Here is an 18,697-nt window from a genome sequence, read left to right on the forward strand (position 1 = left end):
CGCCCACGACCGTCCGGGCGCGCGGTGGAGGAGGACCCGGTCAGCGGAGCGTGGTGACGCCGACCGGGGGCAGGCCCACGGCGGTCGCCATGACGTCGAAGAAGGCGGTGCCGTGGGCGGCCAGGTCGGCGGTCCGGGCGGTCCAGGAGGCGCGCAGCTCCAGGTCGTCCGTGCGGGCCGGGCCGGCGATGTCGCCGAACCTCGCCGACGACGTCTGCGTGACGGTCCCGCCCAGCGCCAGGAACTCCGCCCCGGCCACCTCCAGCGCCTCCACCAGCCACGACCACCCCACCTCGGGCAGCAGGGGGTCGGCGGCCAGTTCCGCGTCCAGCTCCACGCGCACGTAGGCGACCAGCCGGAACACGCCCGACCACGCCTCGACCCCGTCCGGGTCGTGCAGCAGCACCAGCCGTCCCGTGGACAGCTCGTCGGCCGGCCCCGTCACCTCCGCGGTCACCGCGAAGGACCAAGGCGCCAGCCGTTGCGGCGGGCGCACCTCGGTCAACTCCAGTTCGGGCCGGGTTCGCACCGACCGCAGCGTCGCCACCGCCCGCTGGAACAGTTCGGGCTCCGTCACACCACGGACTGTAGGCCCCTAAACCTCGGAACGTGAGCGCGGCACGCCGTGCCTGAAGACGCCGCCCGAAGACGTCCCCGGCCCAGCCCGTGGGACGATGGAGGGCGAGATGAACGACATCACCGAAGCCCCGTTGCTCGTCGCCGCGCGCGGCGGCAGGCCGTCACGCACCCCGGTCTGGTTCATGCGCCAGGCGGGCCGCTCGCTGCCGGAGTACCGCAAGCTGCGCGAAGGCACCGCGATGCTGGACGCCTGCATGGACCCGGGGATGGTCTGCGAGATCACCCTCCAGCCGGTGCGCCGCCACGACGTGGACGGCGCGATCCTGTTCTCCGACATCGTCGTGCCGCTCAAGGCCGCCGGCGTGGACCTGGACATCGTGCCGGGCACCGGCCCGGTGGTGGCCAAGCCGATCTCGACGGAGTCCGACGTCAAGGCCATCCCGGAGTTGCACGAGGAGCAGGTGCGCCCGGTGGCCGACGCGATCGGGCTGCTCAACGCCGAGCTCGGGGACGTGCCGCTGATCGGTTTCGCCGGCGCGCCGTTCACCCTGGCCTCGTACCTGGTCGAGGGCGGCCCGAGCAAGCACCACGAGCGCACCAAGGCCCTCATGCACGGCGACCCGCACCTGTGGCACGCGCTGCTGGCGCGGCTGGCGGACATCACCGCCGAGTTCCTGCGGGTGCAGGTGCGCGCGGGCGTGAAGGCGGTCCAGCTGTTCGACTCGTGGGCGGGCGCGCTGTCCGAGCGGGACTACCGCGAGTTCGTGCTGCCGCACTCCACCAGGGTGCTGCGGAGCGTCGAGGGCGTGCCGCGCATCCACTTCGGCGTCGGCACGGGCGAGCTGCTGCCCGCGATGCGCGAGGCCGGCGCGGACGTGGTCGGCGTCGACTGGCGCACACCGCTGGACGTGGCGGTCGAGCGGTTGCAGCGGGCCGCGCCGGACCTGCCGAAGCCGGTGGTGCAGGGCAACCTCGACCCGGCGCTGCTGTTCGCCGGCCTGCCCGCGCTGGAGCGGGAGGTCGAGCGGATCAAGCGCGAGGGCCGGGCCGCCGCCGGGCACATCTTCAACCTGGGTCACGGCGTGCTGCCGGACACCGACCCGGACGTGATCACCCGGGCCGTCGAGCTGGTGCACCGGTCCGCATGAGCGCGCCGCGGGTGGCGGTGGTCGGCGGCGGGATCTCCGGCCTCGCCGCCGCGCACCGCCTGCGCCGGCTGCTCGGTCCGCGCGCCGAGATCACCGTGGTCGAGCAGGCCGAGCGGCTGGGCGGCAAGCTGCGCACCGCCGAGGTCGGCGGGCGCGCCTACGACGTGGGCGCGGAGGCGTTCCTGCACCGCCGCCCCGAGGCCACCGGGCTGATCACCGAGCTGGGCCTGGCCGACGGCCTGGTCCACCCGACGGGCGCGCGGGCGAGCGTGCACGCCGCCGGCGACACGCGGCCCATCCCCGGGCACACCCTGATGGGTGTCCCCGCGTCGGCCGACGCCCTGCGCGAGGTGTTGTCGCACGAGGGTCTGCGCCGGGTCGCCGCCGAACCGGACCTGCCGCCGATCCGGCTGGACGGCGCGGACGTGTCCGTGGGCGCGCTGCTGCGCGAGCGGTTCGGGCCCGAGGTGGGCGACCGCCTGGTCGGACCGCTGCTCGGCGGGGTGTACGCGGGCCGGACCGAGGTGCTCGGGCTGCGCGCCACCATGCCGCAGCTGGCCCGCGCGCTCGACTCGGGCGTCGGGTCGCTGCTGGCCGCCGCCGCGACCGCGGTCCCCGCGCCACCCCGGCCGGGGGTCGCCCGACCGCCGGTCTTCGGGACGCTGCGTGACGGCCTGTCGACGGTGGTCGACCGCCTGGCGGACGCGGCCGAGATCCGGCTCGGCCTGCCGGTGCGCGCTGTGGTCCGCCGCGAGCACGGCTGGCGGCTGGAGATCGGCTCCGCCGCCGCGCCGGCGCACCTGGACGTGGACGGCGTGGTCCTCGCCGTGCCCGCGCCCGCCGCGCGCAAGCTGCTCGCCGACGTCGCGCCCGCCGCGTCCCGCCGCTACGGCGAGGTCGAGCTGGCGTCGATGGCGGTGGTCGCGCTGGCCCTGCCGCCCGGCACGGAGCTGCCCGAGCGGTCCGGCGTGCTGCTGGCCGAGGACGAGCGGGCCGCCGACGGCGTGCCGTTCACCGCGAAGGCGTTCACCTTCTCCAGCCGCAAGTGGGGGCACCTGGCCGGCGAGCCCGTGCTGGTGCGCGGCAGCGTCGGCAGGCACGGCGAGGCGCACCTGTTGCAGCGCGACGACGACGAGCTGGTCGCGGCCGTCCGGCACGACCTGCGCGAGCTGACCGGCGTCACGGCCCGGCCGATCGACACCGCGGTCACCCGATGGGGTGGCGGTCTGCCCCAGTACGGCGTGGGCCACCTGGACCTCGTCCGGGACATCGAGGACGCGGTCGCCGCCCTGCCCGGCCTGGCCGTGGCGGGCGCCACGCTGCACGGCGTCGGCATCCCCGCGTGCATCGCCACGGGTGACGCGGCGGCCGCCCGTGTCGCCACTCACGTCCTCGGCGACGTCCGCTGAGTGAGAGGATTGGGCCATGGCCCGCCTGAACTACAACGAACTCAACGACACCATCCGCTACACCATGTGGTCGGTCTTCCGGGTCGAGCCCGGTCGCCTGCCCGACGACCGCGGCCCGGCCGCCGCCGAGGCGCAGGAGTACCTGGACGGCCTGGAGGCCAAGGGCGTCGTGGTGCGCGGCGTGTACGACGTGGCGGGCCTGCGCGCGGACGCCGACTACCTGATCTGGTGGCACGCCGAGGAGATCGAGCAGGTCCAGCAGGCCTACTCCGGGTTCCGCCGCACCGCCGTGGGCCGCGTGTCCACCCCGGTGTGGAGCCAGGTCGCGCTGCACCGGCCCGCCGAGTTCAACCGCAGCCACATCCCGGCGTTCCTGGCGGGCGAGGAAGCGCGCAAGTACGTGTGCGTGTACCCGTTCGTGCGGTCCTACGAGTGGTACCTGCTGCCGGAGGAGGACCGCCGCCGCATGCTCGCCGACCACGGCAAGGAGGCGCGGGACTACCCGGACGTGCGGGCGAACACGGTCGCGTCGTTCGCGCTGGGCGACTACGAGTGGATGCTGGCGTTCGAGGCCGACGAGCTGCACCGCATCGTCGACCTCATGCGGCACCTGCGCGGCACGGAGGCGCGTCGCCACGTGCGCGAGGAGGTCCCGTTCTACACCGGCACCCGCGTGCCGGCCGCCGAGCTGGTCACGAACCTGCCGTAAGGGCGGCGACGACGCGCTTGGCGTGCGCGCTGCCCACGTGGGAGCCGAACGTGCCGAGCACGATCCACGAGCCGTCGGCGAAGACCAGGCCGAACCGTCCCCGCGCGAGCAGCCGGGGGCGGCGCCTGGCCGCCACCACGGCGTCACGCGGCATCGCCCAGGTCACCCGCATCCGGTCGTCGACGTCGACGAGGGCGACGACCCGCTGCGCCGTGACGGCGAAGAAGCTGTGCCCGGTGGCCACCGCTTCGAGCTGCCTGGCCGACGACCCGGCCGGGCCGAAGCAGGTGCGCCCGCCGATCCAGCTCTCCGGGAAGTCGCTCGGCAGGTCCACCGACGGCGACGCGAACGCCACCCCGCCGACACCGGTCAACGCCTTGCCGACCCAGCCCTTCGGCTCGGGCACGGCCCGGTTCACCCGGTCGGCGAGCTGGCCCGCGGGCGTGGTCCAGAAGTCCGGTTCGGCCCCGCCGCGCGCGCCGTAGGCCACGCCGACGGACGTGATCGCGAGCAGGACCTCACCGGGGGCCAACGCGCGGCGCGCGTCGTCCCCCCACACCTCCAGGTCGTCGACCAGCGGCATCAGTCGTCGTCGGTGGCGTAGTCGTAGACGTCCTTGCCCATGTTGAACAGGCCGCCCGCGGGCCCGCCCGGCACCGACTCGCCCAGCGCCTGGCCCAGCGGGATGCGCACCGGCGCGGTGTAGATCGACTTGGCCACGCCGAGCGCGATGCCTTCCTTGCTGAACGTGCCCGCGGCCTTCTTCAGGGCCTTGATCGCCTTCAGCCCGGCCTTGTACGCCTTGGCGGCCTCGGCCAGCTTGCGCAGCATGTTCGACAGCTTCATCAGCAGGTCGGCGAGCTTCTTCACGATCTTGAAGACCTTGCCGAGGGTGGCCGCGGCCTTGGCGGCGGCCGCGGCGGCGCCGGCGGCCAGCGACGCGCCGAAGCTGACCACCGAGAGCGCGAGGCTCACCAGCAGGTCGGTCACCAGCATCATGATCAGGTCGATGACGAGGTCGATGATCAGGTTCGCCGAGTCGACGCAGCCCTTGGCGGCCTCGACCAGCATCCCGGACGTGTCCTGCACGTTCTGGGCGAGCTGGTCGATCTGCTCTTCGATCTCGGTCAGCCTGCCGTTGAACTTGTCCGCCGCCGGGCCCTGCCACACGCCGCTGACGGTCTGCCGCGCGCTCGCCTCGTCCGACACGATCGAGCGGATGTCGGTGGCGGCCTTCTCCCACGCGTCGGCCGCGCGGATCAGGTCGTCCGGGTCGCCCGCGACCCAGTCGATGGCCTCCAGGAACGGGTTGAGCAACGGCCGGATGATGCCCTGGATCGGACCGGGGCAGCCGTTCAGGAAAGTCTCGATCTTGTTGTTGACCTCGACGGTCGTGCTGGGACTCATCCGCCCACCTTCGGAATCGTCAGCCCTTCGAGGCCTTGGACGATGTCGGTGAGGATCTCGCCGATCCCGCCGTCGACGCCCTGGTAGTCCTCGGCGGTGTCGCGCACCGATTCGGCGATGTCCCGCATCGCCTCGGCGCATTCCTTGAGATCGTTCATGGTCGAGGTCACGCGTTCCTCGTAGGAGGCGTAGACGTCGCCGCTGGACGGCATCTTGCCGAACGACTCGCGGCCGACCTTCGCGGCCTCCAACGCGGCCATGACCTGGTCGAACCGGTCTCCCCGGCGGACCGACGTGCCCGCGAACTCCAGGATGCCGTCCAGCCTGACGTCGAACTTCGCCGTCATCGCGCCACCTCCCCGATACCGACCACTCGGACGGTCGCGGTCACGTCCTGGTTCCACCGGATCGCGAATTGCGCCGCCGTTCGGTGCACTAGCCTGCGGCAGACAGTAGTACAGCGGATCGGGGGCGCGATGCGGGAAGACCTGGAACAGAAGCTGGCGCGGATCACCGAACTCGCCGAGCAGAAGCAGCAGCAGGCGGGCGAGCTGCAGGGGCAGCTGGCCGGGCTGCGGGTGACCAGGAAGTCCGGTGACGGGCTGCTGACCGCGACCGTGACCGCGAACGGCCAGCTGGTCGACCTGCGCATCGACGACCGGGCCCTGCGCAACGGCCGCGAGCTGGCGGCGAACCTGCTGAACCTGGTGTTCCAGGCGTCGGCGGAGGCGTCGAAGCAGGTGCAGGCGCTGGCCGCGCCGCTGCTGGAGGACAGCTCGATCGACCCGTCCGAGCTCGGCCTCGGCCCGACGCCGCCGGTGCTGCCGAGCGCGCCGGGGATGCCCGGACCGGGTGGACCGGGCGCGCCGGGTGGGCCCCGGCCGCACGAGCAGCCGCCCCAGACGTTCCAGCAGCCGGTGCGGAACTACCCGCAGCCGCCGCCCCCGCCGCAGACGTTCCAGCAGCAGCCGCCGCCCGCGCGCCGCCCACCGGTGGACGACGACCCGGACGAGGGCGGCTCGATCTTCCGCAAGGACACGTGGTGACCCGGTAGGTCCGGATCACGGTGTGCTCGAACGCGTTCCCTTCGTCGCGGGGAGAGGGGGCGCCCGCGGGCGCCCCCTCGTCCGCCTAACCGATCTTGTAAGCGCGGATCACGGTCTGCTCGAACGTGTTGCCCGAGCTGTCCGAGCCCTTGATGCGCAGCGACGCGTGCCCGGCGGTGGCGGGGTTGCGCACGAAGGCGGTGCGCCCGACCACGGCCGCCGACGACCACGACCCGCCGTCGTCGAAGGACACCTCGACCCGGACCCGGCCGACCCGGCCGTTGGCCGCGCCCTGCTGCTGCTCGACCACGAACGGCACCCGAAGCACCCGGCCGGCGGGCGCGGCGCCGGTCGCGTCGAGCGCGGGGGCGAACCGGACCGCGGTCAACGGCAGCGGCTTGGCCTGGTCACCCGGCGCGGTGTCCGAGCGGAACGTCCACGCGCCGCTGACCGCCGAGGTGAACTCGGAGACTCCCGGCGCGCGCACGGCCTGCGTTTCGAGGCGGAAGCCGGCCGCGCCCGGCGGCACGGTGAACCGGCCGGTGGCCGGCTGGTCCGTCTCGCCGACCACGACGCCGTCGCGCAGCAACGCGGTGCGGGCCGACGACGTCAGCGACCGGCCGAGGTTGCCGTCCCGGTCGCCGAACAGCGGCAGCGAGAAGTCGACCACGTCACCCGTCCTGGACAGGTACGGGAACCGGACGACGGGCACGGCCGGTCCGAACACCGGGTGGTTGAACCGCTCCCGGTGCGTGCGCCCCGGCCGGTAGGCGCGCAGCGTCGAGTCGAGCTGGGCCTCGATCCCGCCCTCGCCGAACTGCGCGAGCGACCACGCCCACCCGACGCCCGACGGCGTGCCGACGTAGTCGATGGCCTTGCCCGACGACGTCACCGGCGTGTCGAGGTTGATCCCGCCCAGCGCGTCGTGCAGCACGGGGAAGCCGGCGTGGCGGTACTCCTTGCCCGCCGGACCGGGGCCGAAGTCCGTCCACACCTCGGCCAGGTCCCGCTTGCTCGGCGCGCGGACGAGCCCGGTGGGCACCTTGCCGTGCTCGGTCCACGCGAGCCGGTAGGTGACCGGCGTCGTGCCGACCGGCGTGCCGGCGGCCTGCGTGCCCAGCATCACGGTCAGGTCGGCGGCGGGCAGCTCGGGCCCGAGGTGCCCGATCGACGTGTCGCCGAAGCCGCCGGCGACGCCCGTGCCGATGGCCGTGATCAGCCGGCCGTCCCTGCTGCGGGTGATCAGCAGGTCGCCGAACGACGGTTCCGCCTTCGGGTCGGGGAACGTGATGGAGACCGGTTTCGCCTTGCGCGCGTCCGCGGTGACCGAGGTGGTGTCGCGGCCGACGCGCAGGCTCGGCTGCGGCAGCACGGCGTTCTTCGTGCCGTTGGTCAGGACCTCGGTCACGACCAGGTACTCGCCGACGGGCAGCCGGGCGGAGGCCTTGCCGCCGGAGCCGCTCGGGAACACGGCCGTGTCGTCGTCGAGGCCGATCACGAACGCGAAGTAGTCGACCGCGGGCCGGCCTTCCGCGTCGATGAAGTCGAACGTGACGTCGTAGCTCTCGACCTCGCGGTGCACGCCGATCGGCACGCGCAGTCGGACGGCGCCGCCGGCGGTGGCGACGACGGTGCCGCTGTACGCGCCGTCCGCGGTCGCCGCCTTGGTGTCGGCGGTGACGGTGGCCTTGGCCTCGCCGCCCGCCGGCACGGTGAGCGTGGCGGGGCTGACGGTGAACACGCCGGACGGCACGGGCGCGCCGCCGGGGCCCTTGGCGTCGATGGCGAGGTCGAGCGTGACCGGCTGCGCGCCGGTGTTGCGGACGGCGAACTCCTTGCTGGTCGCGACGTCGTCCTCGTGCGGCCACGCCTGCACGCCGAGCGCGAGCGACGGCGGGTCGGCCATCACCGTGGTGGTGATGGCCTTGGTCAGGTCGACGCGGCCGGTGCCCTGGTCGAACGCGGTGAGCGCGGGGTTGTTCTCGGCCGAGGCCATGAGGGCGGCCTTGATCTGCGCGCCGGTCCAGTCGGGGTGTTGTTGGGCGACCAGCGCCGCCGCGCCCGCGACGTGCGGGGTGGCCATCGAGGTGCCGGACACGGAGACGTGCTGGTCGTCCACCGGGGTGCCGATCTGGCCGGTGCCGGACTTGGCCGCGACGATGTCCACGCCGGGCGCGGTGATGTCCGGCCTGGGCGCCCCGTCGCCGACGCGGGGACCGCGGCTGGAGAAGCCCGCGATGTCGTCGTCCCGCCCGACCGCGCCGACGGCGAGCGCCGCGTCCGCGCTGGCCGGCGAGCTGAGCGTGCCGGGAGCGCCGGAGTTGCCCGCGGCCACCACGAACAGCGTGCCGGTCTGCGCCGACAGCGTCTCGACCGCCTCCTCCAGCGGGTCGACGTCCGGGGTGTCCCGGCCGCCCAGGCTCATGTTGATCACGTCCGCGCCCTGCTCGGCGGCCCACCGCATGCCGTCGACGATCCAGGACTCGGCGCAGTTCAGGGAGCACACCTTGCCGTCGAGGATCTGCGCGTCCGGCGCGACGCCCCGGTACTTCGCGCCGGCGCTGGCGACCGTGGCGGCGACGTGCGTGCCGTGGCCGACCAGGTCGCTGTTGTCGGGGTCCTCGGTGAAGTTGCGCTCGAGGACCTCGCGGCCCGCCAGGTCGGGGTGCGTCTGGTCGACGCCGCTGTCGAGCACGGCGACCTTCACGCCCTTGCCCGTGTACCCGGCCTGCCACGCGGTCGGCGCGCCGATCTGCGCGACGGAGCGGTCGAGGCTGGGTGTGCGGATGCCGTCCAGCCAGACCTTCCGCACGCCCGGGTCGTTCACCAGGCCCTGGAACACCGCCGCCGTGTCGGCCTTGGCGGTGCGCGCGGCCACCGAACCGATGGTGGGCAGCGCGCGGGTGACCTGGACGCCGCCGGTGCGCGGCTGGTCGCCGGCGATGATCAGCGGCACGGTGTCGCGGCGCGCGTCGTCGTAGCCCGCCTCGACCAGCCCGGTGACGTCGAACAGGCGCAGGTCGAGCTTGCCGTCGGCCAGCGGCCGGGCGGCGTCGCGCGGGACGACGTGCAGCCGGCCGGCCCGCAGGAACCGGTGGAACGTGATGCCGTCGCGGTCCGGGCCCGGCGTGACCGACAGGAGCGAGTCACCGGCGACGACGACCCGGTCGCCGGTGACCAGGGTGACGGTGTGCCGCTCGCCGCCGGTGGGGCCCGGTTGGGCCGACGGCGGTAACGGTTCGGGCGAGGCGATGGCCGTCGCGGCGCCGGCGGTCAGCCCGACCGCCAACAACGCGGCCCCCCAAGCGACACCGCGCCTTCGTGGTCCTGGATTCAACGCAGATACCTCCCGAATCTGGTTGAGCGCGTCGCGAGAACGCGCCTGCGGGAGGCGAGGCGACAGCGGTGAACCCGAACAGGCGCCACCCCCCGGCTCTTCGACGCTATCCAGTCGGGGGACCGGATTCAGCGGCCCAACGCGGTGCGCGGGGGCCGCCGGGCAGCCCAACGGGCGTTGCTCGCCGGGAAGGGCGCCCGCCGGTCGCGAACGCCCCTCCCGACCCGATCAGACGATCTTGTACGCCCGGATCACGGTGTGCTCCAAGGCGTTGCCGTCGCTGTCGGTCGCCTTCACCCGGATCGAGCCGTAACCGGCCGCGCCCGGGTTCGCGATGGTGGCGACACCGCCCGACACCGGGGCCGCGGTCCAGGTCGTGCCGTCGTCGAAGGACACCTCGACGTCGATCCGGTCGACCCGGCCGTTGGCCGCGCCCTCCTGCTGCTGCACGGTCAGCGGCACGCGCAGGGACCGGCCCTTCGGCGTCGCGCCGCCCGCGTCCAGCTCGGGCGTGAACCGCACCACCGACAGCGGCAGCGGCACCTGCCGGTCGTCGGCCGCCGTGTCCGAGCGGAACGTCCACGCGGCGCTCACCTTCGTGGCGAACTCCGAGGTGCCGGCCGTCCGCACCGCGTCGGTCTCCACCCGGTAGACCGCCGCGCCCGACGGCACCTCGAACAGCCCGTTGGCCGCGTACGGCGTCTCGCCGACCTTCGTGCCGTCGCGCAGCAGCGTGGTCCGGGCCGACGACACCGCCGCGTTGCCGCCGTTGCCCGCCCGGTCGGTGAACAGCGGCACCGCGAAGCTGATCTCGTCGCCGCTGCGCGCCAGGTACGGCGACCGCGACTCGGGCAGCGCGGGGGAGAACACCGGGTCGTTGAACCGCTCGTCGTGCGCGGCACCCCGCTGGTAGGTGCGTTCCGGCGAGGTGAGCGTCGCCTCGACCGCGCCGTCCGCGCCGAACTGGAGGAAGCCCCACGACCACGCGAGGTCCGCGGTGACCCGGTCGACCGCCTCGCCGGGCGAGGCCACGGACGGCAGCCACGACCAGCCGCCGACGCCGCCCGCGGTGATCGGGTTGCCGCCGTGGCCGAACGTGCGGCCCGCCGGCCCGGGACCGAACGTCGTCCGCACCTCGGCCAGCTCGCTCGCGGCGACGTCCTTGACGAACCCGACGGGCATGCTGCCCTGCCGCGTCCAGGCGAGCCGGTAGGTCACCGGCGCGTCGCCGTCGGGCGTGCCGCGGAACTGCGCGCCCAGCAACGCGGTCAGGTCGCCCGCCGCCAGCTCCGGTCCGACGTGCGCGATGGACACGTTCGGACCGAAACCGCCGAGGAACGCGGTGCTCACGCTGGCCTGCCGGTCGCCGTGGGCGCGCACCATCGTCACGTCGCCCAACGCCTCCTCCGCGCCCGCGTCCGGCGGGGTGATCTTCACCGGTTTGGCGGTGCGCGCGTCGAGCGTGACCGTGGTGTCGGCGGTGACGCTCAGCCCCGGCCGGGGCAGCAGCGCCAGCCGCGTGTCGTCGGTCTGCACGTCGGAGTTGGTGAAGTACTCGCCCCTCGGCAGCCGCAGCGTGAACGAGCCGTCCGCGTCGTAGGGGAAGGCGAACGTGCCGTTGCTCAGCCCGATGACCGACGTGTAGTAGTCGGCCGCCGCGGCGCCCGAGCCGTCCACGAAGTCGAACCGGACGTCGTAGCTCTCCACCTCGCGGTTCACGCTGAGCGCGGTGCGCAGCGGTGTCGGACCGCCGGTCGCCACCACCGAACCCACGTACAGGCCGTCCTGCGAGCCGAGCCGGGTGTCGGCGGTGACCGAGGCCGTCGCCGCACCGCCCGCCGGCACGGTCACCTTCGCCGGCGACACGCCGACCAGGCCCGCGGGCGCGGTGCCGCCGTCGGGGCCCGTCACCTGGGTGGCCAGCGACAACGTGAGCGGCGCGGCGCCTTCGTTGCGGTAGGTCACGGTCTTGGTGATCGGGGTGTCGTCGGTGTGCGGCCACTCCTGCAGGCCCAGGGCCAGGCTCGAGGGCTCGGCGGTGACCGAGGTGGTGATGGCCTTGGCGAGGTCGACGCGGCCCGCGCCCTGGTCGAACGCGGTGAGCGCCGGGTTGTTCTTCGCCGACGCCACCAGCGCCGCCTTGATCTGCGCGCCCGTCCAGTCCGGGTGCTGCTGCGCGAGCACCGCCGCCGCGCCCGCCACGTGCGGCGTCGCCATGGACGTGCCCGACATGGACACGTACCCGTCGCCGGCCGGTGTGCCGACCGTGCCGCTGCTCGACTTCGCGGCCACGATGTCCACGCCCGGCGCGGTGATGTCGGGCTTGACCGCGCCGTCGCCGACGCGCGGCCCGCGGCTGGAGAACGCCGCGATGCCGTCCTGCCGGTCCACCGCGCCCACCGTCAGCGCGGCGTCGGCGCTGCCGGGCGAGCTGATCGTCTCGGGGCGGGAGTTGTTGCCCGCCGCGATCACGAACAGCACGCCGGTCCGCGCGGACAGCGTGTTCACGGCCTCTTCCAACGGGTCCAGCTCGGCCGTGTCGCCGCCGCCGATGCTGAGGTTCACGATGTCCGCGCCCTGCTCGGCGGCCCACTGCATGCCCGCCACGATCGCCGACTCCTGGCAGCCGGAGAGCACGCACACCTTGCCGTCCAGCAGGTCCGCGTCCGGTGCGACGCCCTTGTACTTCGCGCCCGAGCTCGCGATCGTCGCGGCGACGTGCGTGCCGTGGCCGACGCCGTCGGTGTTGTCCGGGTCGTCGGTGAAGTTGCGCTCCGCGACCTCGTGACCCGCGAGGTCCGGGTGGTCCTGGTCGACGCCGGTGTCCAGCACGGCCACCTTCACGCCCTTGCCGGTGTGCCCCGCCCGCCACGCGGTCGGCGCGCCGATCTGCGCGGTGGAGCGGTCCAGGCTCGGTCGGCGCACCCCGTCCAACCACACCTTGCGCACGCTCGCCCTCGACACGAGCGTGCGCCAGGTGTCCCCGGCCTCCGACTTGACCACCTGCGCGGCGTACGAGCCGACCGCGGGCAGCGGGCGGCCGACGCGCAGACCGGCGGCGGCCGGCTCCTGCTCGCCGGTGACGATCAGCGGCACCGTGTCACGGCCGCGGTCGTCGTAGCCGGCCTCGACCAGCCCCGTGACGTCGAACAGCCGCGGGTCCAGCTTGCCCTGCGAGACGGCTTTCGCCGCGTCGCGCGGCACGACGTGCAGGTGACCGTCGCGCCGGTAGCTGTGGAACACCGCGCGTTCCCGTCCCGGCGCGGCGACCAGCGCGCTGACCCGGTCGTCGAGGAGCACGACCTTGTCGCCGGTGATCAGGGTGACTTCGTGGTGCTCGCCGGTCGTGGGCCGGGCCTCCTCCGCGCCCGACACCCCCGGACCGCTCGCCGTGAGGCCGGCCGCGACGAGCACGGCTCCCCACACCAGGCCACGCATGCGTTTGCTCTTCAACTGTGTCGAACCTCCCGGTGAGTGCCGCGCGTGGCGGGCACGCGGCCGGAAGGGCTGGCTACCCGCGGTGGCGGCGGATGTACCGAGAGCGACGTCGCCCTTGACGTCATCGACGCTAGAGGGTCACGAGGGGGCCGACAGCCGCTGATTGGTCGGCATGTTCTTGACCAATTCAGCCGAGCAAACGGTTACCTACCGTTCAGTGACAGAGCCGTCGGCACCAACTGAGATACCTGCCTGTGGCCCACCGGCTGGGCAGTCCGGACCGTTGGGGTAGACCATTTCGGGGGTCAGCGCGATATTCCGGTCCACCAGGGCAGAACCGGATTGGTCCAGCAGCTTCAGGGTCACCGTGACCGGCTTGACGGGCAGCTGCGGCAGATCGGCGAACCCGTGCTTCCCTTCCGTCGGCTCGGAGCGCGCGCTGCACGAGTCATCCGGCGAAGCACCGGTGCAGGTCGTCCCGACGACCCGGCTCGACGGGTACAGCTCCAGTCCGGGGGTTGCACAGAAGTCGTCCCAGCAAACCTCGATCGTCCCGGACACCACGCCGGGGTGCTCGACGTCCACCGAAACGCCGGTGCGCGTGCCGATCGCGGTGCACGCCGTCCCGCCCGCGTCGATCGCACCGCACGCGGTGGCCAGCAACAGCACGCCCAAGGGCCAAGTCCTTCGCCACATGCCGCTGGGACGGAACGGGCCGCCGATCAGGTTGCGCGCCGCCACCACCGCCTTCTCTTCGGCGGCGCCAGCTCGCCCCGCGCGACCGCCCACTCGGCGAAGCGGGCGGCGTCCTCGCGGAAGCGCGTGCCGACCTCTTTGGGGTGGCTGCCCGCGTAGGCGTCGAACAGGGGGCGGAACCGGTCGCCCAGCTCGGCCGCCACCTCGGGCTGGAGCATCGCCACGATCCCGCGCCGTTTGCCGAGCAGCGCGCGTTTCTCGATGCGCACCCGCTCCGCGTCGAACCCCTCGGGCACGGCGCCGTCGGCCAGCAGCGCCCGCAGCAGCTCGGCCTGCGCCGCGGCCAGCCGGTCGCGCTGGGGCTGGGTCACCCCAGCACCGCCCGGATCGCGGCCAGCTCGTCGGCCAGCTCGGCGTCCGCGGGGTAGTCGTCGTCGCGTTCGAGCAGCACGCCCGGCGGGTCGACGCGGGCGCGCAGCTCGGCGAGGACGTCCAGCACCTCGGGGAGCACGGCGTGGGCGTGCGTGTCGTGGTAGACGCCCTGGTGCTCCTCGCCGCCCGCGACGTGCACGTAAGCGAGGCGCTCCAGCGGGATCTCGTCGAGGAAGCGGGCGACGTCGGTGCCCAGGTTGCGGGCGTTGGCGTAGAGGTTGGCGACGTCGACCAGGAGGTGGCAGTCGGTGCGGTCGACCAGCTCGGCCAGGAACTGGCCCTCGGTCAGCTCGCCGTCCGGCCAGTCGAGGAGCGCGGCGACGTTCTCCAGGGCGAGGGGGACGGGCAGGTCCTGCTGGGCGGCCCTGACGTTGGCGACGAGCACGTCGAGCGCGTCGCGGGTGCGGGGCAGCGGCATGAGGTGACCGGAGTCGAGGCCGCCCGCGCGCACGAAGCACACGTGGTCGCTGACCAGCGGCGCGTCCAGCGCCTCGGCCAGGGCGCCCAGGTGCGCGACCCGTTGCGGGTCCACGGGTTCCGCGCCACCGAGCGAGAGCGAGACCGCGTGCGGCAGCACGGGGACGCCCCGTTCCCGCAGCAGGAGGACGGACTCGGGCAGGTGCCCGACGTGCAGGTTCTCCGCGACGACCTCCACGAAGTCGACGCCGGGCAGGCGTTCGACGGTGAGGTCGATCTCCGGCCGCCAGCCGATGCCGACACCCAGCTTCTCCACGGGCCACCTGCCTTTCGTCGTCGTCCCCGGCCGGCGTCAGTCGCCGCCGCCACCGCCACCGCAGCCGCCACCGCCGCACGACGAGCCGCCGCTGTCGGAACCGCTGCTGCTACCGCTACCACAGCTGCTGCTGGAGCAGCTGCCGCACCCTCCGCCGCACGACGCCCCACCGCCGCCGTCGGAAGCGCTCCCGCGCGACCGTCGCCGGAGCGTGGCCGCCGCGGCCGGCGACATGCCGAGCACCTCCCACACGTGGTGGCGCTCGACCTTGCCCAACAGCCCGTAGCACGCGACCAGCGCGACCCGGTTCGGCGACACGGCGACCGCCTTGAGCCGCTGCACCGCGCGCCGGCCGGCGGGGGTCAACGGCCGGCCGACCCGGCCCAGCACGAGCGTCAGCACCACCCCGCCGAACACCGCGCCGAGGGCCACCGGGAACGGCAGCTCCAGCACGATCGTCGCGACCACGGCCCCCACCGCCGCCGCGATCAGCAGCTGGCGCGTCCGCCGTGCCACCTGCCGCCGCACGGGCGGTGTGACCAGACCCCGGTCGACCAGGTGCGGCCGCAGCGACTGCGCCTCGGCGCTCTTGGCCGTCGCGGCGATCACGTCGCCCAGCGAGCCGGGCAGCGAGCGCAGCACGCGCGCCTGCACCGGGCTCCCGCCGTGACCGGGCCGGCCCACCGCGCTGACCAGGCCCGCGCGCGAGATCCGCACGGCGCCCGCCTCGACCAGGGACACCACCGCCACCTCGGCCGCCCGGCCCGGTCCGCCGACCAGGAAGCCCTGCTCCTCCCACCCCGGCTCAGGCGTCGAACCCGCCGAACCCGCCGAAGTCGGCGTCCACTGAGTCGCCACCGTCATCGCCCTCCAACCACTGCGCGGCCAACCACCCACCCGCGAACCACCCGCCTGCCACCAGCCACCCGTTGCGCCGCTGCCAGCGTTGCGGTTCGACCACCACGGCGCGCCTGCGCCGGGGGAGTGGTGCCTGAGACGTTTCCGCAGGTGCGATCGGTTCCGCCCGTTCACCGTCGAACACCGCCGTGTCCGCCCGCGCCGCCCCCTTGCGCGGCACGGGCGGCTCGGCGACGCGCGCGGACCGGACCAGGCCGTAGCGGGCGGTCACTTCGGCCGGGTCGACCGGGGCGAGGCCCGCCGTGGCCTCCTCGTACGCCCGCGCGCCCCTCCGCGTGAGGACGGGCGGCGGACCCAGCAGCAGCAGGACCCCGAGCACGCCGGCGACCGACAGCGCGGTGACCGTCACCCACCCGCCCGGACCCGCGAGGACGGCGACCACCACGAGCGCCGCCACCGGCACGACCGCCAGCACCGCCCGCGCCAACCGCCGCCGCGGCGAGACCAGCAGGCCTGCCGCGACCAGGCGTTGCCCGAGCTGCCGGGCGGGACCGCTGGTGGCCGCGCCGACCACGAGCTCGTCCAGGTCGCACGGCCGGGCGAGCCGGGCGAGCACGACCGCCTGCAACGCGGTGGCCGGCTGCTCCTCGCCGGGCACCGCCGCGGCCACCGGACCGGACACCCGCGCCCGGTTCTCGGCCACCAACCCGGCCAACGCCACCTCGACCGCCCGCACCGGGCCGCCACCGAGGTAACCGATCTCCTCGAACGACAGCGGCCGGTCGGGCACGGCGCCGGCGACCCGCTTCACCCGCAGGCCCACCACCACCGCGACGACGAGCGCCGGGCCGTACCACCACAGGAACGTCATGGCCGCCACCCTAGGAGCCGTCGGGCCGCACCCGGCCGTCGTCACGGAAGCGTAAGCACCCCGTCAGCCCCCGCCCCCGCCGCCGCCACCGCAGCCGCCCCCGCCGCCGCCGCAGCTGCTGCCACTGCCGCTGGAACAGCTGCTCCCGCCGCCGCTTCCGCACCCGCTGCCCGACGCGGTGTACGAGCCGGCCGCGTAAGCGCCGCCGGACGCCACCCGGGGGCGGGGACGCGGACGTGCCGCCACGCGCAACGTGATGTTCGGGTGGCCGTCGAAACCGTTGAGGGCGACCACCTCGGCGGCGTTCGCCGAGCCGGTCCGGCGCCACACCCCGGAGATCCCGCGCTCGCGGGCGTTCGCCACCTCGGCCCGGCCCTTCGCGGTGCGCGTCACCTGGGCCGCCTGCAGCAGCCCCCAGATGAGCACGCCCGTCAGCACGAGCTGCAACGTCAGGAACCACACGGGCGCGTTGATCACCTGTCCGTTGATCCAGCGCACGACACCGACGACGAACAACAGCGCCATCGGCGTGACACCCGCCCGCAACCACCGCTTCACCACGTCCGGCGCGACCAGGTAGCCCTGTTCGGCCAGCCGCCGGCCGACCTCGCGGGGCTCGTCCCTCTCCGCCAGCGACGTGATCAGCAGCGTCAACGTCCGGTAGCGGTAGCGCTTCGCGTCGGCGAGCACGGCCCGGTCGACCGGGTGGTCGGCGACGGGCTCGCCGACGACGCGCACGGACCCGCTGCGCGCGGGCACCAGGGCGCCCGAGTCGATGAGCGAGGCGACCGACGTCTCCACGACCCGCCGCGGTCCGCCGGTCAGGTAGGCGATGTCCAACAAGCCGGGCGCGCCCGCGGGGGTGTCTCCCCGCGTCCCCCGCAGGCGCACTCGGACGAAGATCGCGAAGGCCAGCGACGCGGCTAGCGCGATCCAGTACAGCTCAAGGAATTCCGGGCCTGAAAGCCCCCACGGTCGCTCCACGGTCCACCCCCTGTGGCCCTCGGTGGGTCCACGCCCACCAGCTAGGGGGAATCGTGTGCGCCAGGCCACACTTCGGCAAGGGGGCTTGAGCAAGCCTTAGGGTCGGCCGTCCGACGGTGGTCGGTCAGGAGGACGACGCGCCGTCCACGCCGCCGGAGCCTTCGCCGTCAGTGCCCTTGAAGATGCGCATGATTCCTCCTGGAGTGGATCAGTCATCATTCGGCGTAGCGCTTTCAGTCTGCTCGATCACCGGTGGTTTCGACCAGACGCAAACTCACCGAGTTGATGCAGTAGCGCTGATCCGTTGGCGTGGCGTAGCCCTCACCCTCGAACACGTGCCCGAGGTGGCTGTGGCAGGTCGCGCACAACACCTCCGTGCGGACCATGCCGTGCGCGCGGTCCTCGCGCAGGATCACCGAGTCACCGGCCAGCGGCGAGAAGAACGACGGCCAGCCGCAGTGCGAGTCGAACTTGGTGTCGCTGCGGAACAGCTCGGCGCCGCACGCGCGGCACTCGTAGAGGCCCTCGGTCTTGGTGTCCGTGTACTCGCCGACCCAGGCGGGCTCGGTGCCCGCGTCGCGCAGCACCGCGTACTCCTTGGGGGTCAGGATCTCCCGCCACTCCAGCTCGGAGTGGACCACCTTCGGGGTGGCGCCGACGACAGGTTCCATACCTCCACGTTAGACGAGTCCCCGACGGCCGAGCCGCCGGCGCGGGTCAGTAGAAGAACACCCAGACGAGGGTCCCCAGGTAGTACCAGACGCTGATCAGCACCCCCAGCAGGATGAGGCCCACCACGATGACCGCGGTGAGCCTGCGCAGGCCGCCCGCCCGGTTCGCCGAGTCCGCGAAGTTCGCGACGCCCGCGACCGTGCCCTCGATGGTGAAGCTGGGTGGCTGCTGCTGCATCCGACCGAGGTGCTCGGCGAACGCCCTGGTCTCGGGGTCGTCGGGGTCGAGGCCGATCAGCTCGTCGTCGATCGCGCCCTGCGGGCGCTCGTCGGGTGCGTCGGCGGCTCTGGCGCTGGCCATGGCACCCAGCGTAGCCGG

The 18,697-nt window shown here is 73.9% G+C and carries 18 protein-coding genes; 4 read left to right on the forward strand and 14 right to left on the reverse strand.

Features of this window, described 5'->3' with window-relative positions:
• Positions 1-40: 40 nt before the first annotated feature.
• Positions 41-577, reverse strand: a complete 537-nt coding sequence (locus IOD16_RS06115) for a DUF3000 domain-containing protein (protein ID WP_201439233.1) — start codon at positions 575-577, stop codon at positions 41-43.
• A gap of 97 nt (positions 578-674) precedes the next feature.
• On the opposite strand from IOD16_RS06115, the gene hemE reads away from it, so the two are divergent.
• Genes hemE through hemQ form a run of 3 tightly spaced genes read left to right on the forward strand, consistent with a single transcriptional unit; the run spans position 675 to position 3,845 of the window.
• Positions 675-1,727 (forward strand): uroporphyrinogen decarboxylase, encoded by a 1,053-nt coding sequence (hemE, locus tag IOD16_RS06120; RefSeq protein ID WP_201439234.1) that lies wholly within the window; start codon positions 675-677, stop codon positions 1,725-1,727.
• A complete protein-coding gene (gene hemG / locus IOD16_RS06125; RefSeq protein WP_201439235.1) occupies positions 1,724-3,136 on the forward strand; it encodes a protoporphyrinogen oxidase in 1,413 nt (470 codons plus the stop codon). Before hemE ends, hemG begins: the two co-directional genes overlap by 4 nt.
• Before the next feature lie 16 nt (positions 3,137-3,152).
• The gene (gene hemQ, locus IOD16_RS06130; RefSeq protein WP_123743272.1) at positions 3,153-3,845 is read left to right on the forward strand and encodes a hydrogen peroxide-dependent heme synthase; all 693 of its coding nucleotides are present in this window, start codon (positions 3,153-3,155) and stop codon (positions 3,843-3,845) included.
• On the opposite strand, the gene IOD16_RS06135 is transcribed toward hemQ, so the two are convergent.
• The 3 genes from IOD16_RS06135 to IOD16_RS06145 are packed head-to-tail and all read right to left on the reverse strand — an operon-like array spanning position 3,829 to position 5,599.
• A complete protein-coding gene (locus IOD16_RS06135) occupies positions 3,829-4,428 on the reverse strand; it encodes a hypothetical protein (RefSeq protein ID WP_201439236.1) in 600 nt (199 codons plus the stop codon). The two genes, hemQ and IOD16_RS06135, sit on opposite strands and share 17 nt — an antisense overlap.
• Positions 4,428-5,252: a WXG100 family type VII secretion target gene (locus IOD16_RS06140; RefSeq protein WP_170185070.1), complete on the reverse strand. Its 825-nt coding sequence runs from the start codon at positions 5,250-5,252 to the stop codon at positions 4,428-4,430. The genes IOD16_RS06135 and IOD16_RS06140 overlap by 1 nt, the downstream gene beginning before the upstream one ends.
• Positions 5,249-5,599, reverse strand: coding sequence for a hypothetical protein (locus tag IOD16_RS06145; protein ID WP_201439237.1), 351 nt, complete (start codon positions 5,597-5,599; stop codon positions 5,249-5,251). Before IOD16_RS06145 ends, IOD16_RS06140 begins: the two co-directional genes overlap by 4 nt.
• 129 nt (positions 5,600-5,728) lie before the next feature.
• On the opposite strand from IOD16_RS06145, the gene IOD16_RS06150 reads away from it, so the two are divergent.
• A complete protein-coding gene (locus IOD16_RS06150) occupies positions 5,729-6,298 on the forward strand; it encodes a YbaB/EbfC family nucleoid-associated protein (RefSeq protein ID WP_201439238.1) in 570 nt (189 codons plus the stop codon).
• A gap of 85 nt (positions 6,299-6,383) precedes the next feature.
• Here the strand turns inward: IOD16_RS06150 and IOD16_RS06155 are convergent, their stop codons facing one another.
• From IOD16_RS06155 to IOD16_RS06200, 10 genes are all read right to left on the reverse strand, one after another.
• Complete coding sequence (locus IOD16_RS06155; RefSeq protein WP_236594776.1) at positions 6,384-9,587, reverse strand: S8 family serine peptidase; 3,204 nt, start codon at positions 9,585-9,587, stop codon at positions 6,384-6,386.
• Positions 9,588-9,863: 276 nt separating this feature from the next.
• Positions 9,864-13,088, reverse strand: a complete 3,225-nt coding sequence (locus tag IOD16_RS06160; protein ID WP_236594777.1) for a S8 family serine peptidase — start codon at positions 13,086-13,088, stop codon at positions 9,864-9,866.
• A 192-nt stretch (positions 13,089-13,280) separates the two neighbouring features.
• Positions 13,281-13,748, reverse strand: a complete 468-nt coding sequence (locus tag IOD16_RS06165; RefSeq protein WP_442978094.1) for a hypothetical protein — start codon at positions 13,746-13,748, stop codon at positions 13,281-13,283.
• A 47-nt stretch (positions 13,749-13,795) separates the two neighbouring features.
• Complete coding sequence (locus IOD16_RS06170; protein ID WP_123743266.1) at positions 13,796-14,140, reverse strand: hypothetical protein; 345 nt, start codon at positions 14,138-14,140, stop codon at positions 13,796-13,798.
• Complete coding sequence (locus IOD16_RS06175) at positions 14,137-14,934, reverse strand: DUF692 domain-containing protein (RefSeq protein WP_201439240.1); 798 nt, start codon at positions 14,932-14,934, stop codon at positions 14,137-14,139. The genes IOD16_RS06170 and IOD16_RS06175 overlap by 4 nt, the downstream gene beginning before the upstream one ends.
• Before the next feature lie 36 nt (positions 14,935-14,970).
• Positions 14,971-15,798, reverse strand: a complete 828-nt coding sequence (locus IOD16_RS06180) for a TIGR04222 domain-containing membrane protein (RefSeq protein ID WP_201439241.1) — start codon at positions 15,796-15,798, stop codon at positions 14,971-14,973.
• Complete coding sequence (locus IOD16_RS06185; protein WP_201439242.1) at positions 15,740-16,663, reverse strand: TIGR04222 domain-containing membrane protein; 924 nt, start codon at positions 16,661-16,663, stop codon at positions 15,740-15,742. Before IOD16_RS06185 ends, IOD16_RS06180 begins: the two co-directional genes overlap by 59 nt.
• A 63-nt stretch (positions 16,664-16,726) precedes the next feature.
• The gene (locus IOD16_RS06190) at positions 16,727-17,647 is read right to left on the reverse strand and encodes a TIGR04222 domain-containing membrane protein (protein WP_201439243.1); all 921 of its coding nucleotides are present in this window, start codon (positions 17,645-17,647) and stop codon (positions 16,727-16,729) included.
• Positions 17,648-17,880: 233 nt separating this feature from the next.
• On the reverse strand, positions 17,881-18,318 hold the full coding sequence (msrB, locus tag IOD16_RS06195) for a peptide-methionine (R)-S-oxide reductase MsrB (RefSeq protein ID WP_123743261.1): 438 nt from the start codon (positions 18,316-18,318) through the stop codon (positions 17,881-17,883).
• A 46-nt stretch (positions 18,319-18,364) separates the two neighbouring features.
• The gene (locus IOD16_RS06200; RefSeq protein WP_201439244.1) at positions 18,365-18,679 is read right to left on the reverse strand and encodes a hypothetical protein; all 315 of its coding nucleotides are present in this window, start codon (positions 18,677-18,679) and stop codon (positions 18,365-18,367) included.
• Positions 18,680-18,697: the final 18 nt, after the last annotated feature.

Origin of the sequence: Saccharothrix sp. 6-C (assembly GCF_016695385.1) — a bacterium.
Classification (GTDB): Bacteria; Actinomycetota; Actinomycetes; order Mycobacteriales; family Pseudonocardiaceae; genus Actinosynnema; species Actinosynnema texasense.

Excerpts from the sequence above, each read along its gene's own strand:
- IOD16_RS06180 (WP_201439241.1), bottom strand. The coding sequence starts at position 15,798 with ATGACGGTGGCGACTCAGTGGACGCCGACTTCGGCGGGTTCGGCGGGT.
- hemG (WP_201439235.1), top strand. The coding sequence starts at position 1,724 with ATGAGCGCGCCGCGGGTGGCGGTGGTCGGCGGCGGGATCTCCGGCCTC.
- IOD16_RS06135 (WP_201439236.1), bottom strand. The coding sequence starts at position 4,428 with ATGCCGCTGGTCGACGACCTGGAGGTGTGGGGGGACGACGCGCGCCGC.
- IOD16_RS06200 (WP_201439244.1), bottom strand. The coding sequence starts at position 18,679 with ATGGCCAGCGCCAGAGCCGCCGACGCACCCGACGAGCGCCCGCAGGGC.
- msrB (WP_123743261.1), bottom strand. The coding sequence starts at position 18,318 with ATGGAACCTGTCGTCGGCGCCACCCCGAAGGTGGTCCACTCCGAGCTG.
- hemE (WP_201439234.1), top strand. The coding sequence starts at position 675 with ATGGAGGGCGAGATGAACGACATCACCGAAGCCCCGTTGCTCGTCGCC.
- IOD16_RS06150 (WP_201439238.1), top strand. The coding sequence starts at position 5,729 with ATGCGGGAAGACCTGGAACAGAAGCTGGCGCGGATCACCGAACTCGCC.
- IOD16_RS06145 (WP_201439237.1), bottom strand. The coding sequence starts at position 5,599 with ATGACGGCGAAGTTCGACGTCAGGCTGGACGGCATCCTGGAGTTCGCG.
- IOD16_RS06140 (WP_170185070.1), bottom strand. The coding sequence starts at position 5,252 with ATGAGTCCCAGCACGACCGTCGAGGTCAACAACAAGATCGAGACTTTC.
- hemQ (WP_123743272.1), top strand. The coding sequence starts at position 3,153 with ATGGCCCGCCTGAACTACAACGAACTCAACGACACCATCCGCTACACC.
- IOD16_RS06185 (WP_201439242.1), bottom strand. The coding sequence starts at position 16,663 with ATGACGTTCCTGTGGTGGTACGGCCCGGCGCTCGTCGTCGCGGTGGTG.